This window comes from Marivivens sp. LCG002 (genome assembly GCF_030264275.1).
Classification (GTDB): Bacteria; Pseudomonadota; Alphaproteobacteria; order Rhodobacterales; family Rhodobacteraceae; genus Marivivens.
Map to the genome: position 1 here is coordinate 197,010 of NZ_CP127166.1, position 18,522 is coordinate 215,531.

The 18,522-nt window shown below is 57.9% G+C and carries 15 protein-coding genes; 6 read left to right on the plus strand and 9 right to left on the minus strand.

All coding sequences use genetic code 11. From position 1 onward, the window contains the following. Positions 1–141: 141 nt before the first annotated feature. From kduI to QQG91_RS15450, 3 genes are read left to right on the plus strand one after another with little or no spacing between them, the layout of a single operon-like run. Positions 142–969 carry a 5-dehydro-4-deoxy-D-glucuronate isomerase gene (kduI, locus tag QQG91_RS15440; RefSeq protein WP_285772444.1) on the plus strand — a complete coding sequence of 276 codons (828 nt, stop codon included), beginning with the start codon at positions 142–144 and terminating at the stop codon, positions 967–969. Next, positions 966–1,712 carry a 2-dehydro-3-deoxy-D-gluconate 5-dehydrogenase KduD gene (gene kduD, locus QQG91_RS15445; RefSeq protein WP_285772445.1) on the plus strand — a complete coding sequence of 249 codons (747 nt, stop codon included), beginning with the start codon at positions 966–968 and terminating at the stop codon, positions 1,710–1,712. Before kduI ends, kduD begins: the two co-directional genes overlap by 4 nt. Continuing rightward, complete coding sequence (locus tag QQG91_RS15450) at positions 1,690–3,132, plus strand: mannitol dehydrogenase family protein (protein ID WP_285772446.1); 1,443 nt, start codon at positions 1,690–1,692, stop codon at positions 3,130–3,132. The genes kduD and QQG91_RS15450 overlap by 23 nt, the downstream gene beginning before the upstream one ends. Before the next feature lie 68 nt (positions 3,133–3,200). Here the strand turns inward: QQG91_RS15450 and purU are convergent, their stop codons facing one another. Both purU and QQG91_RS15460 read right to left on the minus strand, forming a co-directional pair. Then, positions 3,201–4,085, minus strand: coding sequence for a formyltetrahydrofolate deformylase (gene purU, locus QQG91_RS15455; protein WP_285772447.1), 885 nt, complete (start codon positions 4,083–4,085; stop codon positions 3,201–3,203). Between the two features lie 207 nt (positions 4,086–4,292). Beyond that, complete coding sequence (locus QQG91_RS15460) at positions 4,293–5,012, minus strand: ThuA domain-containing protein (protein WP_285772448.1); 720 nt, start codon at positions 5,010–5,012, stop codon at positions 4,293–4,295. Positions 5,013–5,153: 141 nt separating this feature from the next. On the opposite strand from QQG91_RS15460, the gene QQG91_RS15465 reads away from it, so the two are divergent. Continuing rightward, on the plus strand, positions 5,154–6,056 hold the full coding sequence (locus QQG91_RS15465) for a TolB family protein (RefSeq protein WP_285772449.1): 903 nt from the start codon (positions 5,154–5,156) through the stop codon (positions 6,054–6,056). Positions 6,057–6,194: 138 nt separating this feature from the next. Here QQG91_RS15465 and QQG91_RS15470 read toward each other — a convergent pair whose 3' ends face one another. After that, entirely contained in the window at positions 6,195–8,405 is a 2,211-nt protein-coding gene (locus QQG91_RS15470; RefSeq protein WP_285772450.1) for a methyl-accepting chemotaxis protein, read from the minus strand. Between the two features lie 116 nt (positions 8,406–8,521). On the opposite strand from QQG91_RS15470, the gene QQG91_RS15475 reads away from it, so the two are divergent. Then, positions 8,522–8,905 (plus strand): rhodanese-like domain-containing protein, encoded by a 384-nt coding sequence (locus tag QQG91_RS15475; protein WP_285772451.1) that lies wholly within the window; start codon positions 8,522–8,524, stop codon positions 8,903–8,905. On the opposite strand, the gene QQG91_RS15480 is transcribed toward QQG91_RS15475, so the two are convergent. The 3 genes from QQG91_RS15480 to QQG91_RS15490 form a co-directional block, all read right to left on the minus strand. Further along, positions 8,902–9,891 carry an aldose epimerase family protein gene (locus QQG91_RS15480; RefSeq protein ID WP_285772452.1) on the minus strand — a complete coding sequence of 330 codons (990 nt, stop codon included), beginning with the start codon at positions 9,889–9,891 and terminating at the stop codon, positions 8,902–8,904. The two genes, QQG91_RS15475 and QQG91_RS15480, sit on opposite strands and share 4 nt — an antisense overlap. Positions 9,892–9,900: 9 nt before the next feature. Beyond that, a complete protein-coding gene (locus QQG91_RS15485; protein ID WP_285772453.1) occupies positions 9,901–11,517 on the minus strand; it encodes an alpha-amylase family glycosyl hydrolase in 1,617 nt (538 codons plus the stop codon). Between the two features lie 74 nt (positions 11,518–11,591). Further along, the gene (locus QQG91_RS15490) at positions 11,592–12,431 is read right to left on the minus strand and encodes a helix-turn-helix domain-containing protein (protein ID WP_285772454.1); all 840 of its coding nucleotides are present in this window, start codon (positions 12,429–12,431) and stop codon (positions 11,592–11,594) included. Between the two features lie 96 nt (positions 12,432–12,527). On the opposite strand from QQG91_RS15490, the gene pobA reads away from it, so the two are divergent. Further along, positions 12,528–13,697 (plus strand): 4-hydroxybenzoate 3-monooxygenase, encoded by a 1,170-nt coding sequence (gene pobA / locus QQG91_RS15495; protein ID WP_285772455.1) that lies wholly within the window; start codon positions 12,528–12,530, stop codon positions 13,695–13,697. Positions 13,698–13,733: 36 nt separating this feature from the next. On the opposite strand, the gene QQG91_RS15500 is transcribed toward pobA, so the two are convergent. Genes QQG91_RS15500 through QQG91_RS15510 form a run of 3 tightly spaced genes read right to left on the minus strand, consistent with a single transcriptional unit; the run spans position 13,734 to position 18,500 of the window. After that, positions 13,734–16,862: an efflux RND transporter permease subunit gene (locus QQG91_RS15500; protein ID WP_285772456.1), complete on the minus strand. Its 3,129-nt coding sequence runs from the start codon at positions 16,860–16,862 to the stop codon at positions 13,734–13,736. Further along, positions 16,862–17,983, minus strand: coding sequence for an efflux RND transporter periplasmic adaptor subunit (locus QQG91_RS15505; RefSeq protein ID WP_285772457.1), 1,122 nt, complete (start codon positions 17,981–17,983; stop codon positions 16,862–16,864). The genes QQG91_RS15500 and QQG91_RS15505 overlap by 1 nt, the downstream gene beginning before the upstream one ends. After that, on the minus strand, positions 17,976–18,500 hold the full coding sequence (locus QQG91_RS15510) for a GbsR/MarR family transcriptional regulator (RefSeq protein WP_285772458.1): 525 nt from the start codon (positions 18,498–18,500) through the stop codon (positions 17,976–17,978). Before QQG91_RS15510 ends, QQG91_RS15505 begins: the two co-directional genes overlap by 8 nt. Positions 18,501–18,522: the final 22 nt, after the last annotated feature.

Genomic DNA, 18,522 nt, shown 5'->3' on the forward strand with positions numbered 1-18,522 from the left:
TGTCTTACGTGCAATTCATCCTCTGCGTAAAGTGTAATTGGATTTTGCTTTTGACGCAACTTCCAGACTAACATATTAGATAGAGGTGAACAGCCCGCCCGAAACGGGCAAGGCACCGTGCAAGACCTTCTGCGAGGACATATGACGCTCAAGACCCAAACCCGCTACGCAATCGATCCCGCAACGGCCAAGGCCCTCGACACAGAAGGACTGCGCAACCACTTCCATGTCGGCGGTCTTTTCAAGGAAGGCGAGATCAATCTCGTCTATAGCCATTATGACCGTTTGATCCTCGGGTCCGTTGTGCCGAACGGCGGCGCACTCGTCCTCGACCATGTGCCCGAAACAGGGACCAAGACGATCCTTGAACGCCGCGAAATGGGCATTCTCAACATCGGCGAACGAGGCACGATCGACGTCGGCGGGACCTCCTATTCAATCGCGCATGGCGACGTGCTCTACGTCGGGCGCGGCTCCGGCCCGATCACTTTCGGCGGCAAGGGGCGGTATTACGTGCTGAGCGCCCCTGCGCATCACTCCTACCCCACTCGCCTCGTTACGGTCTCTGAAGCACGCCGCGTGGAACTGGGCAGCAAGGAAACCGCAAACGAACGCGTCATCATTCAGGTCCTCCACCCCGAAGTTATCCAGACCTGTCAGCTCGTCATGGGCTATACCCAGTTTGCCGAAGGCTCGGTCTGGAACACCATGCCCGCCCATACCCACGATCGCCGGATGGAGGCCTATCTCTATTTCGATCTTTCCCTTGACCAACGCGTGTTCCACTTTATGGGCGAGCCGCAAGAAACCCGCCACATGGTCATCGCAAACGAGGAAGCCATCATTTCTCCGCCTTGGTCGATCCACTCGGGGGTCGGAACAGGGTCCTACACTTTCTGCTGGGCCATGGCAGGCGACAACGTCGACTTTACCGATATGGACATGATCGCGATGGGGGATCTGCGATGAACGACCCATTCCGCATCGACGGACAACGCGCCCTTGTCACGGGCGCGAACACAGGGATCGGCCAAGCGGTGGCACTCGGGCTTGCGGAACGCGGCGCACATGTGATTGCAGCGGGACGGTCGTCCTGCGAAGAAACCATCGCGATGATCACAGGAGCAGGCGGTTCTGCAGAAGCTTTCACACTCGATCTCAGTGACCCCAAACACGCGGCAGAGCACCTCTGCGATGCGGGTCAACTCGATATACTTGTGAACAACGCAGGCATCATCCGCCGCGCCGATGCCATAGATTACAGCGAAAGCGATTGGGACGACGTCGTAGACACCAACCTCAAAGCGGCCTTTCTCTTGTCCCAAGCCTTTGCCCGCGCCGCCATCGTTCGTGGTCACGGCGGCCGCATCGTCAACATCGCATCCCTTCTGTCGTTTCAGGGCGGCATCCGTGTGCCCGCCTATACCGCGTCGAAGCACGGCATTGCGGGACTCACCAAAGCCCTTGCCAACGAATGGGCCGCAAAGGGGATCACCGTTAACGCCGTTGCGCCGGGATACATCGCCACCAACAATACAACGGCACTCCGCGAGGACCCGAAACGCGCCGCCGAAATCCTTGGCCGCATCCCTGCGGGTCGTTGGGGCGAACCCTCGGACATCGCAGGAGCCGTTGCCTTTCTCTGCACCCCCGCCGCGGCCTATATCACAGGCGCAGTGCTCAACGTCGATGGAGGCTGGCTTGCCCGCTGAACGTCTTGCCCGCGCCGACGCGGCTCCGAAACCCGGTATTGTCCATCTTGGGCCAGGTGCCTTTTTCCGCGCGTTCAATGCCGTCTATACCGCCGATGCGATCGAGCGCGACGGGGGCGATTGGGGCATCGTAGCGGTCAGCCTCCAAAGCCCCACGGCACGCGATCAACTCGCCCCCCAAGACAACCTTTATACCTCTGTGACCCTTGGGCCGAACGGCGCGGACTATCGAGTCATCCCTTCGCTCGCAAAGGTTCTCGTCGCCCCAGAAGACCCCGCTGCAGTGGTGGAAATCATGGCAGCGCAAACGACACGGATCGTATCGCTGACCGTAACAGAAAAAGGCTATTGCCACGAACCCGCAACGGGACGGCTCAACCTTTCCCATCCTGATATCGCGCATGATCTGACAAGCGATCTTCCCAAATCCGCGGTCGGCTTCATCGTTGCCGCGCTTTCGAAACGGCGTCAAAGCGGGACAGCCCCTTTTACTGTGATGACCTGCGATAACCTGCCGTCGAATGGCCACTTGTTGCGCAAACTCGTTCTTGAATTCGCAACCGCCAAAGACCCTGCGCTTGCCGCTTGGATCGAAACAGAGGTCGCCTTTCCCTCGACCATGGTGGATCGCATCACGCCCGCGACCACCCCTGCGGATGTTGAGGCTCTGCAAAAGACCAAAGGCTATTTCGATCCCGCTTGCGTCCAGCATGAACCCTTTCGCCAATGGGTGATCGAAGACAATTTTCCAAACGGTCGCCCGTCATGGGACAAAGTCGGCGCCCAAATGGTCACTTCGGTCGAAGCGCATGAACACATGAAGCTGCGCTGTCTCAACGGCACCCACTCGACCCTCGCCTATCTCGGCTATCTCGGCGGATACGAGACAATAGCGGAAACGGTTTCAGACCCGAATTATGCCAAACTCTGCCAAATCCTCTGGCAGGCCGAGATCATCCCAACCCTCGATCCACCCGAGGGAGAGGACCTTCCCGCCTATGCAGAGGCTTTGCTGGAACGCTATCGCAACCCCTCCATCCGTCACCGCACATGGCAGATCGCGATGGATGGCTCACAAAAACTCCCCCAGCGTATCCTCGGCACGATCCTTGACGCACGCGTGGCGGGGCGCAACACACCCGGTCTGATCCTCGCCGTTGCGGGATGGATGCGGTATGTCGGCGGGATCGATGAAAACGGCGCTCCGATCGAGGTCAAGGACCCGCTCGCCGCCGACCTGCGCGCGGCCGCTGATGGCGCTGCGACCACTCAGGCCAAGGTCGAAGCGCTCCTCGCCATACGCAAGGTCTTTGACGAAACGCTGGCGAACGACGCGGATTTCAAAGCCGCTCTGATCACCGCCTATCAAGGCCTTGTGGACCATGGCGCAAAGGAAATGGTCAAGCGCTTCATCGCATAAAGAAACCCCGCCTTCGCAATGAAGAAGGCGGGGTCTTTTCGGCACACGGGGGAAGGGAGGAAGCCGAATTAGCCCATACGCTCGGAAGCGTAGGATCCCGGAGAAGCAGGGAAGACCACCGTCTTTTCGCCATTGAGGAACACGCGGCGGTGGATATGTGCGTGGATGGCACGCGCAAGCACTTGGCTTTCCACGTCACGCCCGAGCGACACATAATCGTCTGCACTCTGAGCGTGGGTGACGCGGATGATGTCCTGCTCGATGATCGGACCCTCGTCGAGGTCGGCAGTCACATAGTGCGACGTCGCCCCGATGAGTTTGACCCCGCGCTCATAGGCCTGCTTATAGGGGTTCGCACCCTTGAACGACGGCAGGAACGAGTGGTGGATGTTGATGATACGGCCAGACATCTTCTTGCACATTTCATCCGAAAGGATCTGCATATAGCGCGCAAGCACGATCAGATCTGCATTGGTGTCCTCGACCACCGCCATGATGCGGGCTTCGGCATCGGGCTTGTTCTCTTTCGTCACGCGGATGTGGTGGAACGGAATGTCATGGTTCACAACAACCTTTTGATAGTCGAGGTGGTTTGAAATGACGGCAACGATATCGATGGGAAGCGCACCGATGCGCCAACGATACAGAAGATCGTTGAGACAATGCCCGAAGCGCGACACCATGATAACAACCTTGAGACGCTCGTTTTCGTCGTGAAAAGCCGCGTCCATATCGAATTTGGCAGCGGTGTCCGCGAACTTGGCATTAAGCGCATCGAGCGTTTCACCCGTTTCCGCACGAAACGAAACACGCATAAAGAATTTGCCCGTCAGCGCATCGTCATACTGCGACGCATCAGTGATGTTGCACCCGTGATCGGCCAAGAAATTGGCGATAGCGGCCACAATGCCGCGTGTCGATTTGCAGGTAACGGTAAGTGCGAACTGGGTCATCTGAAGTCCTTTAACCAGATGGACCGCTCCAAATCGAAGCGGCCCGTTGATCAAAGCCTATACCGACCAAGGCACCGGCCATTCGAGCGTTTTCGCCCCTAAATAGGACGAAATCGCCATCGACGCGTTCTCTATCGGAAATACGAATTTCCAAGAGGAACGCTTTGTTTCCGCACGGAACAGAACTTTCCTCTTGGGCCCCTATTCCTAAAAATGGGACCCCGCGGTCCGAAGTGCGGCAAGATCGATTCCCGATTGTTCGCGAAGCGCATAGCCTTCGCCTGCCCAAAGCAAGCCGCGCGTGAGCATTTCAAGTGCGGGGCCCGAGCTGATCACGTTTTCCTTGTGCCCGAGGGCATTGTAATAAACGCGCCCACGTCCCCATTTGCGGGTCCATGCGACAGGCATCACTGCCTCCCCATTCGGCGAATGATACCAAGGCACCGTCGGGAACGTGGTCGTTGCGAGCACATGGTTGGCCGGATCGACATGTAGGTAATACTGCTCGGTCGCGACCTCGAAATCGGCAATGCCCTTGGTGGTCGGATGGTCGTGGTCGACGATATTGACCGAATATTTCACCCCGTCACCACCCGGATGCGCGACCCAGTTTGCCCCTGTCATAAACTGCCAGACGACCTGTTCGCGAAAGGCGTCGCACATACCGCCGTGACATCCGGCAAGCCCCGTGCCTTGGGCCACGGCCTCGGACACATTGACCGCTTGCTCTTTGGTGATCTTGCTCATCGTCCAAACGGGAACGATCAGATCAAGCGACTTCAACGCTTCGGCGTCGTCGAAGCAATCAAGGCTGTCATAAACTTCGACCTCATAGCCGTTCCGGCTCAGAACACCCTCGAAAAGGCGCGCAACCTTGTCGGGTTCGTGACCCTCCCAGCCACCCCATGTGATCAATGCTTTTTTCATCTCATCTCCTCCTCGACGAAAAGCCTTTGCGGGGGACAATGGCCCAACAGTCGGGGAATACAACGAAAATTCACGTAAATTTTTACCACCCGCTTCCGCTTTCGAAAAACGCTCGGTATCGTTCGATAAGAGGAGACCAAAATGTCGGAAAAATCACTGCGTCCCAAATCGGACACCCAATGGCTTGTGCATGGCCAGCGGTCGGAACTTGTCGTTCTGGATGTCACCGATCCTATGACGGCCAAGGCCATCTATGACAGCTACGCGCTCTTCGAGGCCCCGAACTGGACGCTCGACGGCAAGTGGCTCATCATCAACGGTGACGGGCGGTTGTGGCGCATTTCGACGGACGGCACGATCGGCCCCGAACGGATCAACACCGCTCCGATCGAAAACCTGAACAACGATCACGTTCTTGATCCGAACGGAACGCATATCTTTGTCTCTTCGAACGACGGGCATCTTTATCGCGTCGCGCTTGGGGGCGGCACGCCCGAGCGGATCACCCATCAAACCGATCAGCGCCACTATCTGCACGGCATTTCGCCCGATGGACAAGAGCTGGCCTATGTGGCGCTCCACCGCGAAGGCGAAAGGGTCGTAACGCGGATCGCGACGATTTCCGTAAACGGTGGTGAAAGCACCTATCTCACCGATGGCACCTGCCCCGTGGACGGTCCCGAATATTCGCCAGACGGCGAATGGATCTATTTCAATTCCGAAGCCGCAGCGACCCAAGCTGGACATGCGCAGATTTTCCGCATTCGCCGCGACGGCACGGGCCTTGAACAACTGACTTTTGATGAAAGGGTGAACTGGTTCCCGCATCTGTCGCCCGATGGCAAACATATGGTTTACATCAGCTACCCGAGCGGAACTCTGGGTCATCCACCGAACAAAGAGGTCGAACTTCGCCTGATGGACCCGAACGGCGGTCCTTGGACGACACTCGACGCGTTCCATGGCGGACAAGGGACGATCAACGTCACCTCATGGAGCCCCGATAGCCGCAAGATCGCTTACATGCGCTTCCCGCTCTCTTGAGCGAGGTTGGATGGGAAAAATCCCCGCTTGAACCAAATCGGCGCGGTCCTCATTGGTGAAAACAAGAGGAGTTCTCCTCTGTCTGGTATCCAAATGTGTCAAGAGTATTCGGCCCAGCTTTTCAGCTGGGCCTGTTTCTTAGAACGTTCCGTAACCGCGCTCGTCCTCATCGATCGAGGAAGAATTTGATGACACTGCCCTTGGCTTGACGATGGGCGATGCATCATTCGCGACAGAGGCCGGCTCAAAGCTCGTTTGCTTCAAAGGTGCGCTGCGCAATGCGGGCTTGGACACCGTTTCGGCCACAGTGTTTTCGGACCGCTCGGTTTTGATAGCGGACGAGCGATACTTGCCGACCTGCTCCTTGAGATAACGGCTCGCAGACGTCAGCTGTTCGGCGGTCTCCGCAATCCCGTCGGCTTCGATGCTCGTCGAGCGGGCGATCTTGGACAAGTCGTTGATCGCGTCGTTGACAAGCTCGACACCGCGCGCCTGCTCTTCCGAGGCGACACTGATATTCTCGACAAGCTCCGCGATACGGACAAAGTCATCGTTGATCTGGTCAAAGGACTTCGACGCTTCTTGTGTCAAAGCAACCCCAAGATCCACACGGCGCGCGGACTTGTCGATAAGATCCGAGGTTTCGCGCGCGGCCTTTGCCGAGCGACCCGCAAGGTTACGCACCTCGGCAGCCACGACCGCAAATCCGCGACCATGCTGGCCCGCACGTGCAGCCTCGACGGCAGCGTTGAGCGCAAGCAAGTTGGTCTGGAACGCGATTTCGTCGATGACCTTGATGATATTCGCAATCTCGCTGGACGAGGTGTTGATCTCTTTGATCGCCTCGACCATCTGGTCGAGCTTCTCGCGGCCACGGCTGACCGTCGCGGTCGTGTTCTGGGCAACATCGTTCGCCGCTTTGGAGGCCAAGGCATTGGACCGCACCTGATGCGAGGTTTGTTCGATCGTCGTAGAAAGCTCCTCGATGGCCGTCGACTGGCTCTCGGCATTGGCCGCAAGCGTATGTGACGCCTGTTCCAACCGCGCCGCCTCTCCACCGAGCATCACACTGCGTTCGTGGAATTCACCGATTGTCCCGTCCACAAGCTCGAGGATTTCGTTCATCGCACGCGAGGATCGGCCGATCTCGTCTTCACTCTCAACATCGAGCCGCGCCGACATGTCCCGATTACGGATAACCTCCTGCAAGCTCAGGCTCATCCTGGCCGACGGCCGCGAGATCGAACGCGCGACGAGGATTGCACCTGCGCCTGTCGTGAGGAAAGCAAGAATTCCTGCCAAGCCCAAGATCCGATACAGCACACCGAGTAGAGCAAGAACCTGATCCTCATCGGCCTCGATGGCAATTCCGTAGGTGCCCCCAAGCAAATCGAACGTGCGGTAGCCGACCATCGCACGTTCTCCGGAAGAAAGTTCGACCGTTTCCACACCCGATTGACCCATGGTGCTGATGCGCGAGATGATTTCCTGACTATCAAGATGGTCAGATGCGAGGTCGGCGCCGTCAACGCGGTGAACAAAGCTGGCAACGGTTTCCTTGTTCTTATCGAAAAGCGAAACATGGGTGTCGAACGTAAAGCCCAGATCACCTTTCAGCAGGTCGAAAAACGCAAGCGGCAACGCGCCGACAAACACCCCGACCGGATCACCATATTGGTCAAACACGGGGGCGGCAAAGAAACTTAATGATGCATTGCCACGAAGAGCATAGGGTTCGAAGTCAGCGAAAACAACGCGCGCGAGCTCACCGTTGCGCGCGATCTCGATGGCCTCCAAAGCGACACGCCCAAGGCTCGTTGCGGCAAGATCGCCTTCCGTCACATTAAGACCAAGCTCGCCATGATCGCCCGCCGTGAACACAACATCCCCTTTGAGGTTCAAAATATACAAATCATCAAGCTCGACGAAATCAGCCTGTGCTTTGCCCCAGCTTGCCCAGCGGTCATATTGGTAGAGATAGGAAGTGAGATTGAATCCGGATTGCCGTGCGTCCGGAATGCGGTTTGCCTGCAGTTCGCTGCGCAGAAACTCGATGGCCCACGGGTCTTCTTGAGCCACCACCGTAAGGCCCGAGGAGAGCGACTGAAGCGCGGTGCTCATCGAATAGTCGTTCGAAAGTTGGATCATCCTGTTGGACACCAACTCGACCTTAGTCTGGAGCGCTTCGATCTTTTGATCGCGGTGCGCTTCAAGCTGGCGATAAGCGCTATCTCTGATCGTGTCGGTAATCACCGAAATGGCAAAAGGCGTCGGTATCACCGAAGAAGCAACGGTGAGCACAAAGTAGGCCAGCGGGATCTTCCAGAAGAGCGACAGGTTTTTAAACATTTGAATCTTTCACGGTTCGGCCGAAGTCGATTTGTCTTGTTGCCTCAAACGGGCAAAAAACTCATAACTTTAGCGGAATGCGAAAGAATTGTGGTGATCAAAGGAGATAATTGGAAATGGCGCTGGGTTACAAAGACTTGCTTGCGCGCGCGGATGCCGCCGTTACCTCGCTCACCGGCGACGAAGCCGCAGCGCTCCTGAACGATCCCTCCTACGTCTTCGTCGACATCCGCGACCCCCGCGAACTCGACCGCGAGGGGGTCATAACGGGGGCACACCACGCTCCGCGCGGTATGCTCGAATTCTGGATCGACCCCGAAAGCCCCTATCACAAGCCCTATTTCGCAGAGGACAAAACCTTTGTCTTCTACTGTGCTTCGGGATGGCGGTCCTTGCTCGCAACCGAAGTCGCCCAGCAAATGGGCCTCAAATGCGCAAGCCTGCGGGGCGGATTCAGCGACTGGAAGAAAAACGGTTATCCTGTCTCCGAACGCGGCTAGTCCCGCGCAAAAACATACCGCGTGATGCTCTCATAAGGCTTGTTCGGCCCGATGATACAGTCGGGATACCCCTCTCGATTGATCGCATCGGGCCAGACCTGCGTTTCAAGAGCAAGCCCCGCATGGGTCCGATAAATCCGCCCGCCAAGCCCTCGCGTCCCTTCTTCGGTGAGGTGCAGCGCGTTGTAAATCTGGAGACCGGCCTCGGTCGTCTCGACCGTCAGTGAAATACCCGACTTCGCCCCTTCGACCCGCGCCACCTCGCGCAATGCAACACGCTCGGCGGACACGCACAGATTATTGTCGTAATGCACATCTCCAAGTGGCCGCATAACCCGAAAATCAAGCTTGGTCCCCTCGACGCTCACGGGATCACCCGTGGGGATCAGCTCATCATCAAGCGGCACAAAGGTCTCGGCATCGACCCGAAGCCGATGGCCGTCGACATTCCCTTCGCCATCAAGATTAAAATAGCTGTGATGGGCAAGGTTGCAGGGCGTTTCACTGTCCGATGTGGCGGTCATGACGACCTCAAGCGCGCGCCCGTTCAGCCGATAGGTAACCTGCATCGCGATTTCGCCGCCGAACCCGCCGTGCCCGCTCTCCTCGGACAGCGACAGTGTGACAAAATCGGACCCCATATCGGCAATCGACCAAACCTGACCGCCGACGCCAGAGTCACCCCCATGGAGCGTGTGCTTGCCGACAAAGTTCTTCTCAAGCTCGAACCGCTGACCACCCAAATGGTATTCGGCGTTCTTGATACGGTTCGCCACGCGGCCCACGGTCGAGCCGAAATAGCGCAGTGGTCCGATAAGATCCTCGAGCGTCTCGGCACCCAAAGCAAGCGAAGGCTCGAACCCGTCAAGATAAAGCGACCGTAGCGCAGCGCCATAAGTCACAACCTCTGCCCGAAGATCGCCGCCCTCGAGCGTAATCATCTGCACCGTCTCCCCCGACGGCGTTGTGCCGAAATTCGTAATCATGCTCACTCCCTAAGCCTCCGATACGGCCGCCTCGAGCAGCCCCTCAAGATAGACAAAGCCGAACGCAGGGAGCGTGACACCCTCACCCTCGACCGTCGCAAGACGCGGCCCGATGGCTTTGCCCGCAGACGAAAGCGAAAGCGCGACAGTTGCATCCGAAAGATTGAAGAACGCGGTCACACCCTGACCATCAAGCGCGCGCTGGATGCCCAAAACAGGTTCGGGCAGATCGAGGAATTGGGTCGCTCCGAACCTCAACGCGGGCTGTGCCTTGCGGAACCCTAGGGTCTCGCGATAGGCGTTCAGAACGCTTTCACCGTTGTTTTCCTGCAAAGACCGCGCGCGCGCAGCCTGTGGCGCTTTGATCGGAAGCCACGGTTTGGCATCCGAAAACCCCGCATAGGGCTCTGAACTGTCCCACACCATCGGAGTGCGGCACCCGTCGCGGCCCTTGTATTCGGGCCAGAAATCGATGTTCGCCGTATCCATCAGCTCGTGGAACTCGATATCGGTTTCGGTCTGCCCGAGCTCCTCCCCCTGATAGATGTTCAGAGTTCCGGGAAAGCTCGCCAACATTGCAATCGACTGCTTGGCAACCGCGTCGCTGTCGCCGCCCTTCGGCGTCCAGCGCGCGGCGTGGCGCTGCACGTCATGGTTCGAGAACGACCAGCACGGCCAACCGTCGGGCGCCTTGTCCAGAAACTTGGCAATACGGCTACGGAAATGCTCGGCCGAGTGCAGATGGCTCAGGAACTCGAAGGAATACGCCATATGGAGTTTGTCGCCGCCCGAGGTATATTCGGCCATAATGTCGATCTGGCGACCCATTTCGCCAACTTCGCCGACCATCATCCGGTCTTCATAGGCGTCGGTCAGCGCACGCATGCGGCGCAGAACGTCGATGTTCTCGGGACGCGACTTGGAAAAGATCTGATCCTGCGCCTCGTAGGGATTGTTCGGAAAATGCTCCCACCCCGAAGGCGGATTGTCCCGAAGCTCCTTGTCATGCACGTAGAAATTCACCGTATCGAGCCTGAACCCGTCCACGCCCCGATCAAGCCAGAACCGCATTGTCTCGAGCAAAGCGTCCACAACCTCGGGATTGTGGAAATTCAGATCGGGCTGCTCGGTGAGGAAGTTGTGAAGATAATATTGCTTGCGCCGCGTATCGAACTGCCACGCGGAGCCGCCGAACACAGAAAGCCAATTGTTCGGCGCGGTCCCGTCTGCCTTGGGGTCCGCCCAGACATACCAATCAGCCTTGGGGTTCGTGCGGTTTGAACGGCTTTCAACAAACCACGGATGCTCGTTCGAACTGTGCGAGAGCACTTGGTCGATGATCACCCGAAGCCCCAAAGCATGCGCCCGATCGATCAGCGCATCGAAATCATCAAGCGTGCCAAACAGCGGGTTCACGCCGGTATAATCCGACACATCATAGCCCATATCGAGATCGGGCGAGGTAAAGAACGGCGAAAGCCAGATCGCATCGACCCCGAGAGAGGCGACATACTCCAGTCGATCCGTAATCCCCTTCAAATCCCCGATCCCATCGCCGTTCGTGTCCTGAAACGAACGGGGATAGATTTGATAGATCACGGCATCGCGCCACCATTCCTGAGCCATTTAGTGTCCTTGGGCAAAAAAGAATCTTGTTGCTAACGCTAACATCGCCATTGCGCCGAGACCATGCGCAGAAATCACTGATTGAGCCGTTCGCGATAGTCTTTGGGCGAAAGACCGACTTTTCGCCTGAAAACGCGCGAAAAATAAGCGGGATCATCATAACCGAGATCATAGCCGATCTGCGCGATCCCCTTCTTGGTATAGGCAAGCTGGCGGCAGGCTTCCTGAACCGACTGATCCTCTACATAGGCCAAGGCCGAAAGCCCCGTCGCCGCGCGGCAGACGCGGTGCAAATGGGTGCGTGAAATCGCAAGCGACTCTGCATAGCGGGCGATCTGCCAGCGGTCCGCATAATGGTCGCGCACCAACTCCCGAAACGCATCGAAAAGCCGGTCTTTGCGGCTCTCGACCGTCCCCCGCTCGGGCTCGAGCCGTGCGATACGACAGAATATCTGGAGAGCAAGCGCGGCAAGCATCACCCCCCGCGCAGCCGCAGTGCCCTCGAATTCGGTATGAATCGCATGGAACAAATCAACAAGTCCGTCATCGGGCCGTGCGATCAACGCGCGATCAAGGGCGAGCCGTCCCTCCTCGTATATCTCGGGCAACGCGTGGGTCGGCACCGTAAGAACCCAACCTTTGGTCGCAGGCGAGAACTGGAAGTCATGGATGACACCCCGCGGGATGTTCAATACAAACGGTCCGCCAAGGTCAAAATACTGTCCATCAAGGCTCAGTTTTGCATGACCTTCCTCAATGAAAAACACCTGATGAAGCTGGCTGTGCCGATGCGGCGCAATCACCCAAGCATAGTCGGGCGCCCTGTCCGAAATCGTCTCGACATGGAGAACATCGGGAAACGCCAGCTTCTCGCCGTAGAGCGCATAGCTTGGAACATATGGGTTTGGCTGCACATCCGTCATGTTACAAAAATACAAGGATTGGGAAGGCCCGTCTATTCAAAACTCCCCCTCGTCCAAGGCAAAAGGAATGCGCGACAGGAGGAACACATGCGGACACAGGTTTGTATCATCGGCGGCGGCCCCAGCGGTCTCTTGCTTGGACAATTGCTTCATAACAAAGGGATCGATACCGTCGTTCTCGAGCGGAAAACCCGCGACTATGTGCTCTCGCGCATTCGGGCGGGCGTTCTCGAAAAAGGCATGGTCGACCTCATGCACGAGGCGGGTCTCGGGGCACGTATGGATGCCGAAGGATATATCCACGACGGCACGGTGCTCTCCTATGACGACCGCCAGATCCGCATCGACTTCAAGGAGCTGACGGGCACTTCCGTCGTGGTCTATGGCCAGACAGAGCTCACCCGCGATCTTTACAACGGTCGCGAGAAAGTCGGCGCGAAGACAGAGTTCGAAGCCGAGGACGTCCAGATCCACGACGCCGACACCGATCATCCCTATGTCACCTTTACCCAGCACGGCGCGCAAAAGCGCATCGACTGCGACTATATTGCGGGCTGTGACGGGTTCCACGGCGTAAGCCGCCAGACGATCCCGACTTCGGTGCGCCGCGACTTTGAAAAGGTCTATCCCTTTGGCTGGCTTGGCATTCTTTCTGAAACGCCGCCCGTTCATCATGAACTGATCTACGCCAACTCTTCACGCGGTTTTGCGCTCTGCTCGATGCGGAACGAGAACCTTTCGCGCTACTACATCCAATGCCCGTTGACCGACAAACCCGAGAATTGGAGCGACGACGCCTTCTGGGCCGAACTCAAACGCCGCATTCCACAGGAATACGCCGAAACGCTGGTCACAGGCCCGTCGATCGAAAAGTCCATCGCCCCGCTGCGCAGTTTCGTGAGCGAGCCGATGCGCTGGGGCCGCTTGTTCCTCTGCGGCGATGCCGCCCACATCGTGCCGCCCACAGGCGCAAAGGGGCTCAACACCGCAGCCTCGGATGTGCAGTATCTCTATACCGCGCTGGTTCAGGTCTATGAGGAAAAGGACAGCGAAGGCATCGACCGCTATTCCGAAAAGGCCCTCTCGCGGATCTGGAAGGCCGAGCGCTTCAGTTGGTGGATGACGAACCTTCTCCACCGCTTCCCCGATCAGTCGGACTTCGACATCCGCATGCAGATCACCGACTTCGAATTCCTCGCCTCGAACCGCAACGCCCAAGCGGTCTTGGCCGAGAACTACATCGGGCTTCCCTACTAAAGCAAAAGGGCCGAGGAAATCCTCGGCCCTTCTCTTTTATTCTGCGGGAACCGGCTCGGGCAGCCTGCGCGTATTGCGCAAGGCCTTCTTCTCTCCCAGCATCAGCATCGCAGGCGTCACCACCAACGTGAGGAAGGTGGCAATCACAAGGCCCCCCGCAATCGCTGCCGAAAGCTCGGTCCACCATTGCGTCGAAGGCGCACCATAGACGATCTCGCGGGTGAAGAAGTTGATATTGAGCCCGATCACCATCGGCATCAGACCAAGCGCAGTCGTCATCGAGGTGAGCATCACGGGACGCAAACGCTGTGCACCCGTGCGCAGCGCAGCCTCGAGCGGCGACATCCCTTCGCGTTTGAGATCGTTATAGGTGTCGATCAGCACGATGTTGTTGTTCACGACGATCCCCGCAAGCGCGATCACGCCGATCCCGCCCATCACGATCCCGAACGGACGACCCGTGACCATAAGGCCGACCAGAACACCCGCCACCGAGAAGATGATCGCCGACATCACAACGAACGCCTGATAGAAGTTGTTGAACTGGATCAGCAGGATCACGAACATCAGCAAAATCGCAGTGATAAAGGCCCCGACGAGAAAGATCATCGACTCCTGTTGGTCCTCGGCTTCGCCGCCGAAAACCACGCCCATGCCTTCGGGCATTTCAATCTCGTCGATAGCAGCTTTAAGCGCCAGAACTTGATCGTTCACAAGAACGCCGGGGGCGACACCCGCTTCGATGCTTGTAATCCGCTTCTGATCGATACGCGTCACGGTGCCCGTGCGCGGGCTCGGCTCGAAGGTTACAAAGTTCGAAATCGGAACAAGCCCAGCACTCGTCGGCACGCGCAGCGATTGCAGCTCGCCAATGGTGCGGTCGCCCGAGGGGAAGCGGACACGAATATCCACCGATCCATCAGCGTCATCAGGACGATAGTCGGCGACCGTGATCCCTTGGGTCAAAAGCTGGACCGCCTGACCAAGTGTCGAGATGTCCGCGCCGAAACGCGCGGCCTCCGAACGGTTGACCGAAATCCGCCATTCCACACCCGGAAGAGGACGCGAGTCGACCACATCGGTAAAGCCGCCGATGGTTTCCATCGCCTCGACGATCTTTTGGACGACCTCGTTCTGCACTTCGGTCGGTCCACCCTGAACGCGGAGCGAAATCGGCTTACCGCTCGAAGGGCCGCTGGCCGCATTCTGGACCTGCACTTCGATGCCGGGAATATCGGCCATCTCCTGACGGATCTGCTCGTTGATGATGTCCGCCTTGCGACGCGTATCCCAATCAGTGAATTCGAGCTGGATCGTGCCGATAAGGTCGGGACCTGCATCTCGGCTTCCACCCGAACGGGCATAAACCGATGCGATCTCGTCATAATTGAAGAGACGCTCCTCCACCTGACGGATCAAGGCGTCCTTCTCATAGATCGAGAAGTTATCACGGGCGCGCACCTGAACCTGAGCGAAATCGGGCTCCACAGAGGGGAAGAAGCTCACACCGTTGCCGAAAGTGCCATAAAGATTAAACGCCGAGAAAAGCATGAACACTGTGGCGATCAAGGTCGTCACGGGGCGCAGAATGGCCCAGTGCAGCACGCGCACATAGAGCCCTGTCCAGCCCTTCATCGCGCGCGGATCACCTTTTTCAGCGGCATAGAGCGCGAATTTGTCTTTCTTGGACTGCGGCGGACGCTTGCCGATCACCCCGCCGACAACGGGGATAAAGATCAGCGCCATGAACAAGGATGCCGTCAGCGTCAGGATCACTGTGATCGGCAAATATTTCATGAATTCGCCCACAACCCCGTTCCAGAACAGGAGCGGAAAGAACACGCTGAGCGTTGTGGCAGCCGAAGCGATGATCGGCCAAGCCATGCGCTTGGCGGCGGCGGAATAGGCTTCCTTGGGCGTGAACCCGTCCTGAAGTTTGCGATCGGCGTATTCGGTCGTCACGATCGCGCCGTCAACAAGCATACCGACCACAAGGATCAGAGCGAAAAGCACCACGATGTTCATCGTGTATCCCATGATCCAGATCGCGGCGACGCCCGCAAGGAACGCCCCCGGAATCGAGAGACCGACAAGGATCGCAGAGCGGATACCAAGCGACCAAACCACCACGATCATCACAAGAATGATTGCCGCAATCACGTTGGCCTCAAGATCGCTGAGCATGGATTTCACCTGCTCGCTTTCATCCTGCATATAGCGGACTGTCACACTCTCGGGCCATTCTTTCGAGGCTTCCTCGACCAGTGCGCGCACTTCTTGCACCGTTTCGATGATGTTCGAGCCAGAACGCTTTTTGACCTCGAGAGCAAGCGCGGGTTGGCCGTTGATACGGGCAAATCCGCTCGGGTCCTCAAACGTGCGGCGCACCGTGGCGACATCGGCAAAGGTCACGACCGTATCCCCGCGCACCTTCACGGGAAGCGCCATCACGTCGCTGATGTCCTCGATAAGTCCGGGCACCTTGAGCACGACGCGCCCTGCGCCGTTTTCGATCGCGCCGGCGGCAATAAGACTGTTGTTGCGGCTGATCTGACCGATCAACTCTTCAAAGGAAATGCCATAGGTCTCGAATGCGGTCGGTTCGATGAGCACTTCAAGAAGCTCGACGCGCTCGCCGCCGATATCCACCTCGAGAACGCCCTCGAGCGCTTCGAATTTATCCTTGAGGTCGTTCGCGATCTTGTTGAGCGTCCGTTCGGGGACAGGGCCCGACAGAATGGCGGTCAGGATCGGGAAAAGCGCCGTGTTGATCTCGGTCACGGTCGGGTCGGTCGCATCCTGCGGAAGATCGTTCTTGGCCCGATCGACTGCGTCGCGCACGTTCTTGAGGGCCTCTTCGGAATCAAAGCCTGCTTCAAACTCGAGCTGGACGCTGGCATGGCCCTCGCTCCCCGTGCCGGTGATCTTTTTCAGACCCGAAATAGAGCTGAGTTCCGTCTCCAACGGCTCCACAAGCAAACGCTCGCTGTCTTCGGGCGAAATCCCGTCGATCGACGTCGAAACATAGATAATCGGGATCGGCACTTCGGGAGCCGATTCCTTGGGGATGGACACGTAAGACAAAGCGCCAACGGCCAGAATCGCGATCAGCGTCAGAAAGACAACGCGGGTTCGGCTAAATGCAGCGTCAATCAGTCCGTTCATTACGCGCCCTCTCCTTCAGCGACGATCGGTTTGACCGTTTCGCCATCATTTACAAAGGCTTGACCAATGGTAATGAGGTTGATGCTCTCGGGAAGACCCGAAACCCAGATGCCGTCGGTCTGCGCCTGAACGATGCTCACCTCGTGGAATTCGACCTTGTTGTCGGCGTCGACCGCCTTCACCCCGAGCGTTCCTTCGGTATCGAGCGACAGGATCGCGGGCGACACGAAATGCGCCATCAATTCGCCTGTCGAGATTTTGACCTGAGCCGATACGCCTGCGGGGATAAGACCGTCTTCGTTGGCAATCTCGATCTCGGCGGCAAAGGTGCGCGTCGAAGCATCGGCGCTGCTGCCGATAAAGTTCACACGGCCTTCGACTTCCTCACCCGTGATGAGGCTCACAGTGGCAAGCTGGCCGACCTTGATCTTGGAACGCGATTGCTGCGGGATCTGGATCGTGACGGTCAAGGGCATGTTGTCGACGATGCGCGCAACTTGCGAGCCTGCGGACACAAACTCGCCCTCGTTGATGTCAAGCTCTTCAAGACGGCCGGCAAAAGGCGCTTTGACCTCGGCATTGGACACCGCATCCTCGGCAGAGACCAGATTCGCTTCCGCCGAAGCAAGACCAGCCTTGGCGGCCGTCACGCGATCCGCCGTGGCGATGCCGCGTTGCTGAAGCTCGAGCGCATTGTCGTATTCGCGCTGTGCCTGCACAAGGCTCTCTTGCGCACGAACAAGATTCGCCTGCGCCGTGGCGGTATCAAAGCGGGCGATGACCTGATCGCGCTCCACCATATCCCCCTTGGAGACCAGAAGTTCGGCGATATCTCCCGACAAGCCGACCCGCAGGATGGTGTCACGATCGGGCACGGCCTGACCTTCTGCGGTAAAGACCTCGGGCACGAGCGAAGCGGTAGAGCTCTCGACCGCCACACTCACAAGGCTGACATCGACGGGCGCCTTGTCGGGCTCGGCCTGCGTTGCAGGGGCGATAAAGCCGCTGCCCATCCAGCCGACGATGGCAAGGGTCAAACCACTGGCCAACCATTTGGAGCGTGACGCCCCTTTGTCGGTTTCAAAGTTGAGCACCTGAGGCTGGTCTTCCGTCTTAGTCATTTTTCAATTCTCCCCGCTCGAAGCGTTCGGCCTCGGCATCATTCTTCGCTTTGCATGCGCAAATCGTCACAAGAGCGCGGTCCACACTCTCTATCAGTCCTATGTAAAAATCTTTAAAGCCGCTGAGCCGATCCCGAATATCCGGTCGTGCGGTCGGCACGAGATCGAGGGTCTCACCGATTTCTCGCTGGGCCAACTCGGCGCGCGTTTTGACGCCCCGCAGCATGTTGGCATGTGCGTCCTCGGCGACGATGAAAAAATCGCCGCGTTTGCCGTGAACGCCCATACGGCGGATGAGCCCCCGCTCTTCAAGAAGACGCACCGAGGCACTCACACTTCCGCGGCTCACATCAAGATAGGTCGCAAGATCGCCAAAGCTGATCGGACGGGCGTCGAAAATCAACACACCAAGAACCCGCCCGGCAATCCGAGGAAGGTTTTCCCGCTGTGCAATCATTCCCATTTTTTCGATAAAGTCCTCGCGCGCGGCGCGGACATCATCCTCTACCGATACCATCGGCTCAGTCCTTTTCTGCATC

Excerpts from the sequence above, each read along its gene's own strand:
- purU (WP_285772447.1), bottom strand. The coding sequence starts at position 4,085 with ATGACCCAGTTCGCACTTACCGTTACCTGCAAATCGACACGCGGCATT.
- kduD (WP_285772445.1), top strand. The coding sequence starts at position 966 with ATGAACGACCCATTCCGCATCGACGGACAACGCGCCCTTGTCACGGGC.
- kduI (WP_285772444.1), top strand. The coding sequence starts at position 142 with ATGACGCTCAAGACCCAAACCCGCTACGCAATCGATCCCGCAACGGCC.
- QQG91_RS15460 (WP_285772448.1), bottom strand. The coding sequence starts at position 5,012 with ATGAAAAAAGCATTGATCACATGGGGTGGCTGGGAGGGTCACGAACCC.
- QQG91_RS15480 (WP_285772452.1), bottom strand. The coding sequence starts at position 9,891 with ATGATTACGAATTTCGGCACAACGCCGTCGGGGGAGACGGTGCAGATG.
- QQG91_RS15500 (WP_285772456.1), bottom strand. The coding sequence starts at position 16,862 with ATGAACGGACTGATTGACGCTGCATTTAGCCGAACCCGCGTTGTCTTT.
- pobA (WP_285772455.1), top strand. The coding sequence starts at position 12,528 with ATGCGGACACAGGTTTGTATCATCGGCGGCGGCCCCAGCGGTCTCTTG.
- QQG91_RS15475 (WP_285772451.1), top strand. The coding sequence starts at position 8,522 with ATGGCGCTGGGTTACAAAGACTTGCTTGCGCGCGCGGATGCCGCCGTT.
- QQG91_RS15510 (WP_285772458.1), bottom strand. The coding sequence starts at position 18,500 with ATGGTATCGGTAGAGGATGATGTCCGCGCCGCGCGCGAGGACTTTATC.
- QQG91_RS15450 (WP_285772446.1), top strand. The coding sequence starts at position 1,690 with ATGGAGGCTGGCTTGCCCGCTGAACGTCTTGCCCGCGCCGACGCGGCT.
- QQG91_RS15485 (WP_285772453.1), bottom strand. The coding sequence starts at position 11,517 with ATGGCTCAGGAATGGTGGCGCGATGCCGTGATCTATCAAATCTATCCC.
- QQG91_RS15465 (WP_285772449.1), top strand. The coding sequence starts at position 5,154 with ATGTCGGAAAAATCACTGCGTCCCAAATCGGACACCCAATGGCTTGTG.
- QQG91_RS15470 (WP_285772450.1), bottom strand. The coding sequence starts at position 8,405 with ATGTTTAAAAACCTGTCGCTCTTCTGGAAGATCCCGCTGGCCTACTTT.
- QQG91_RS15505 (WP_285772457.1), bottom strand. The coding sequence starts at position 17,983 with ATGACTAAGACGGAAGACCAGCCTCAGGTGCTCAACTTTGAAACCGAC.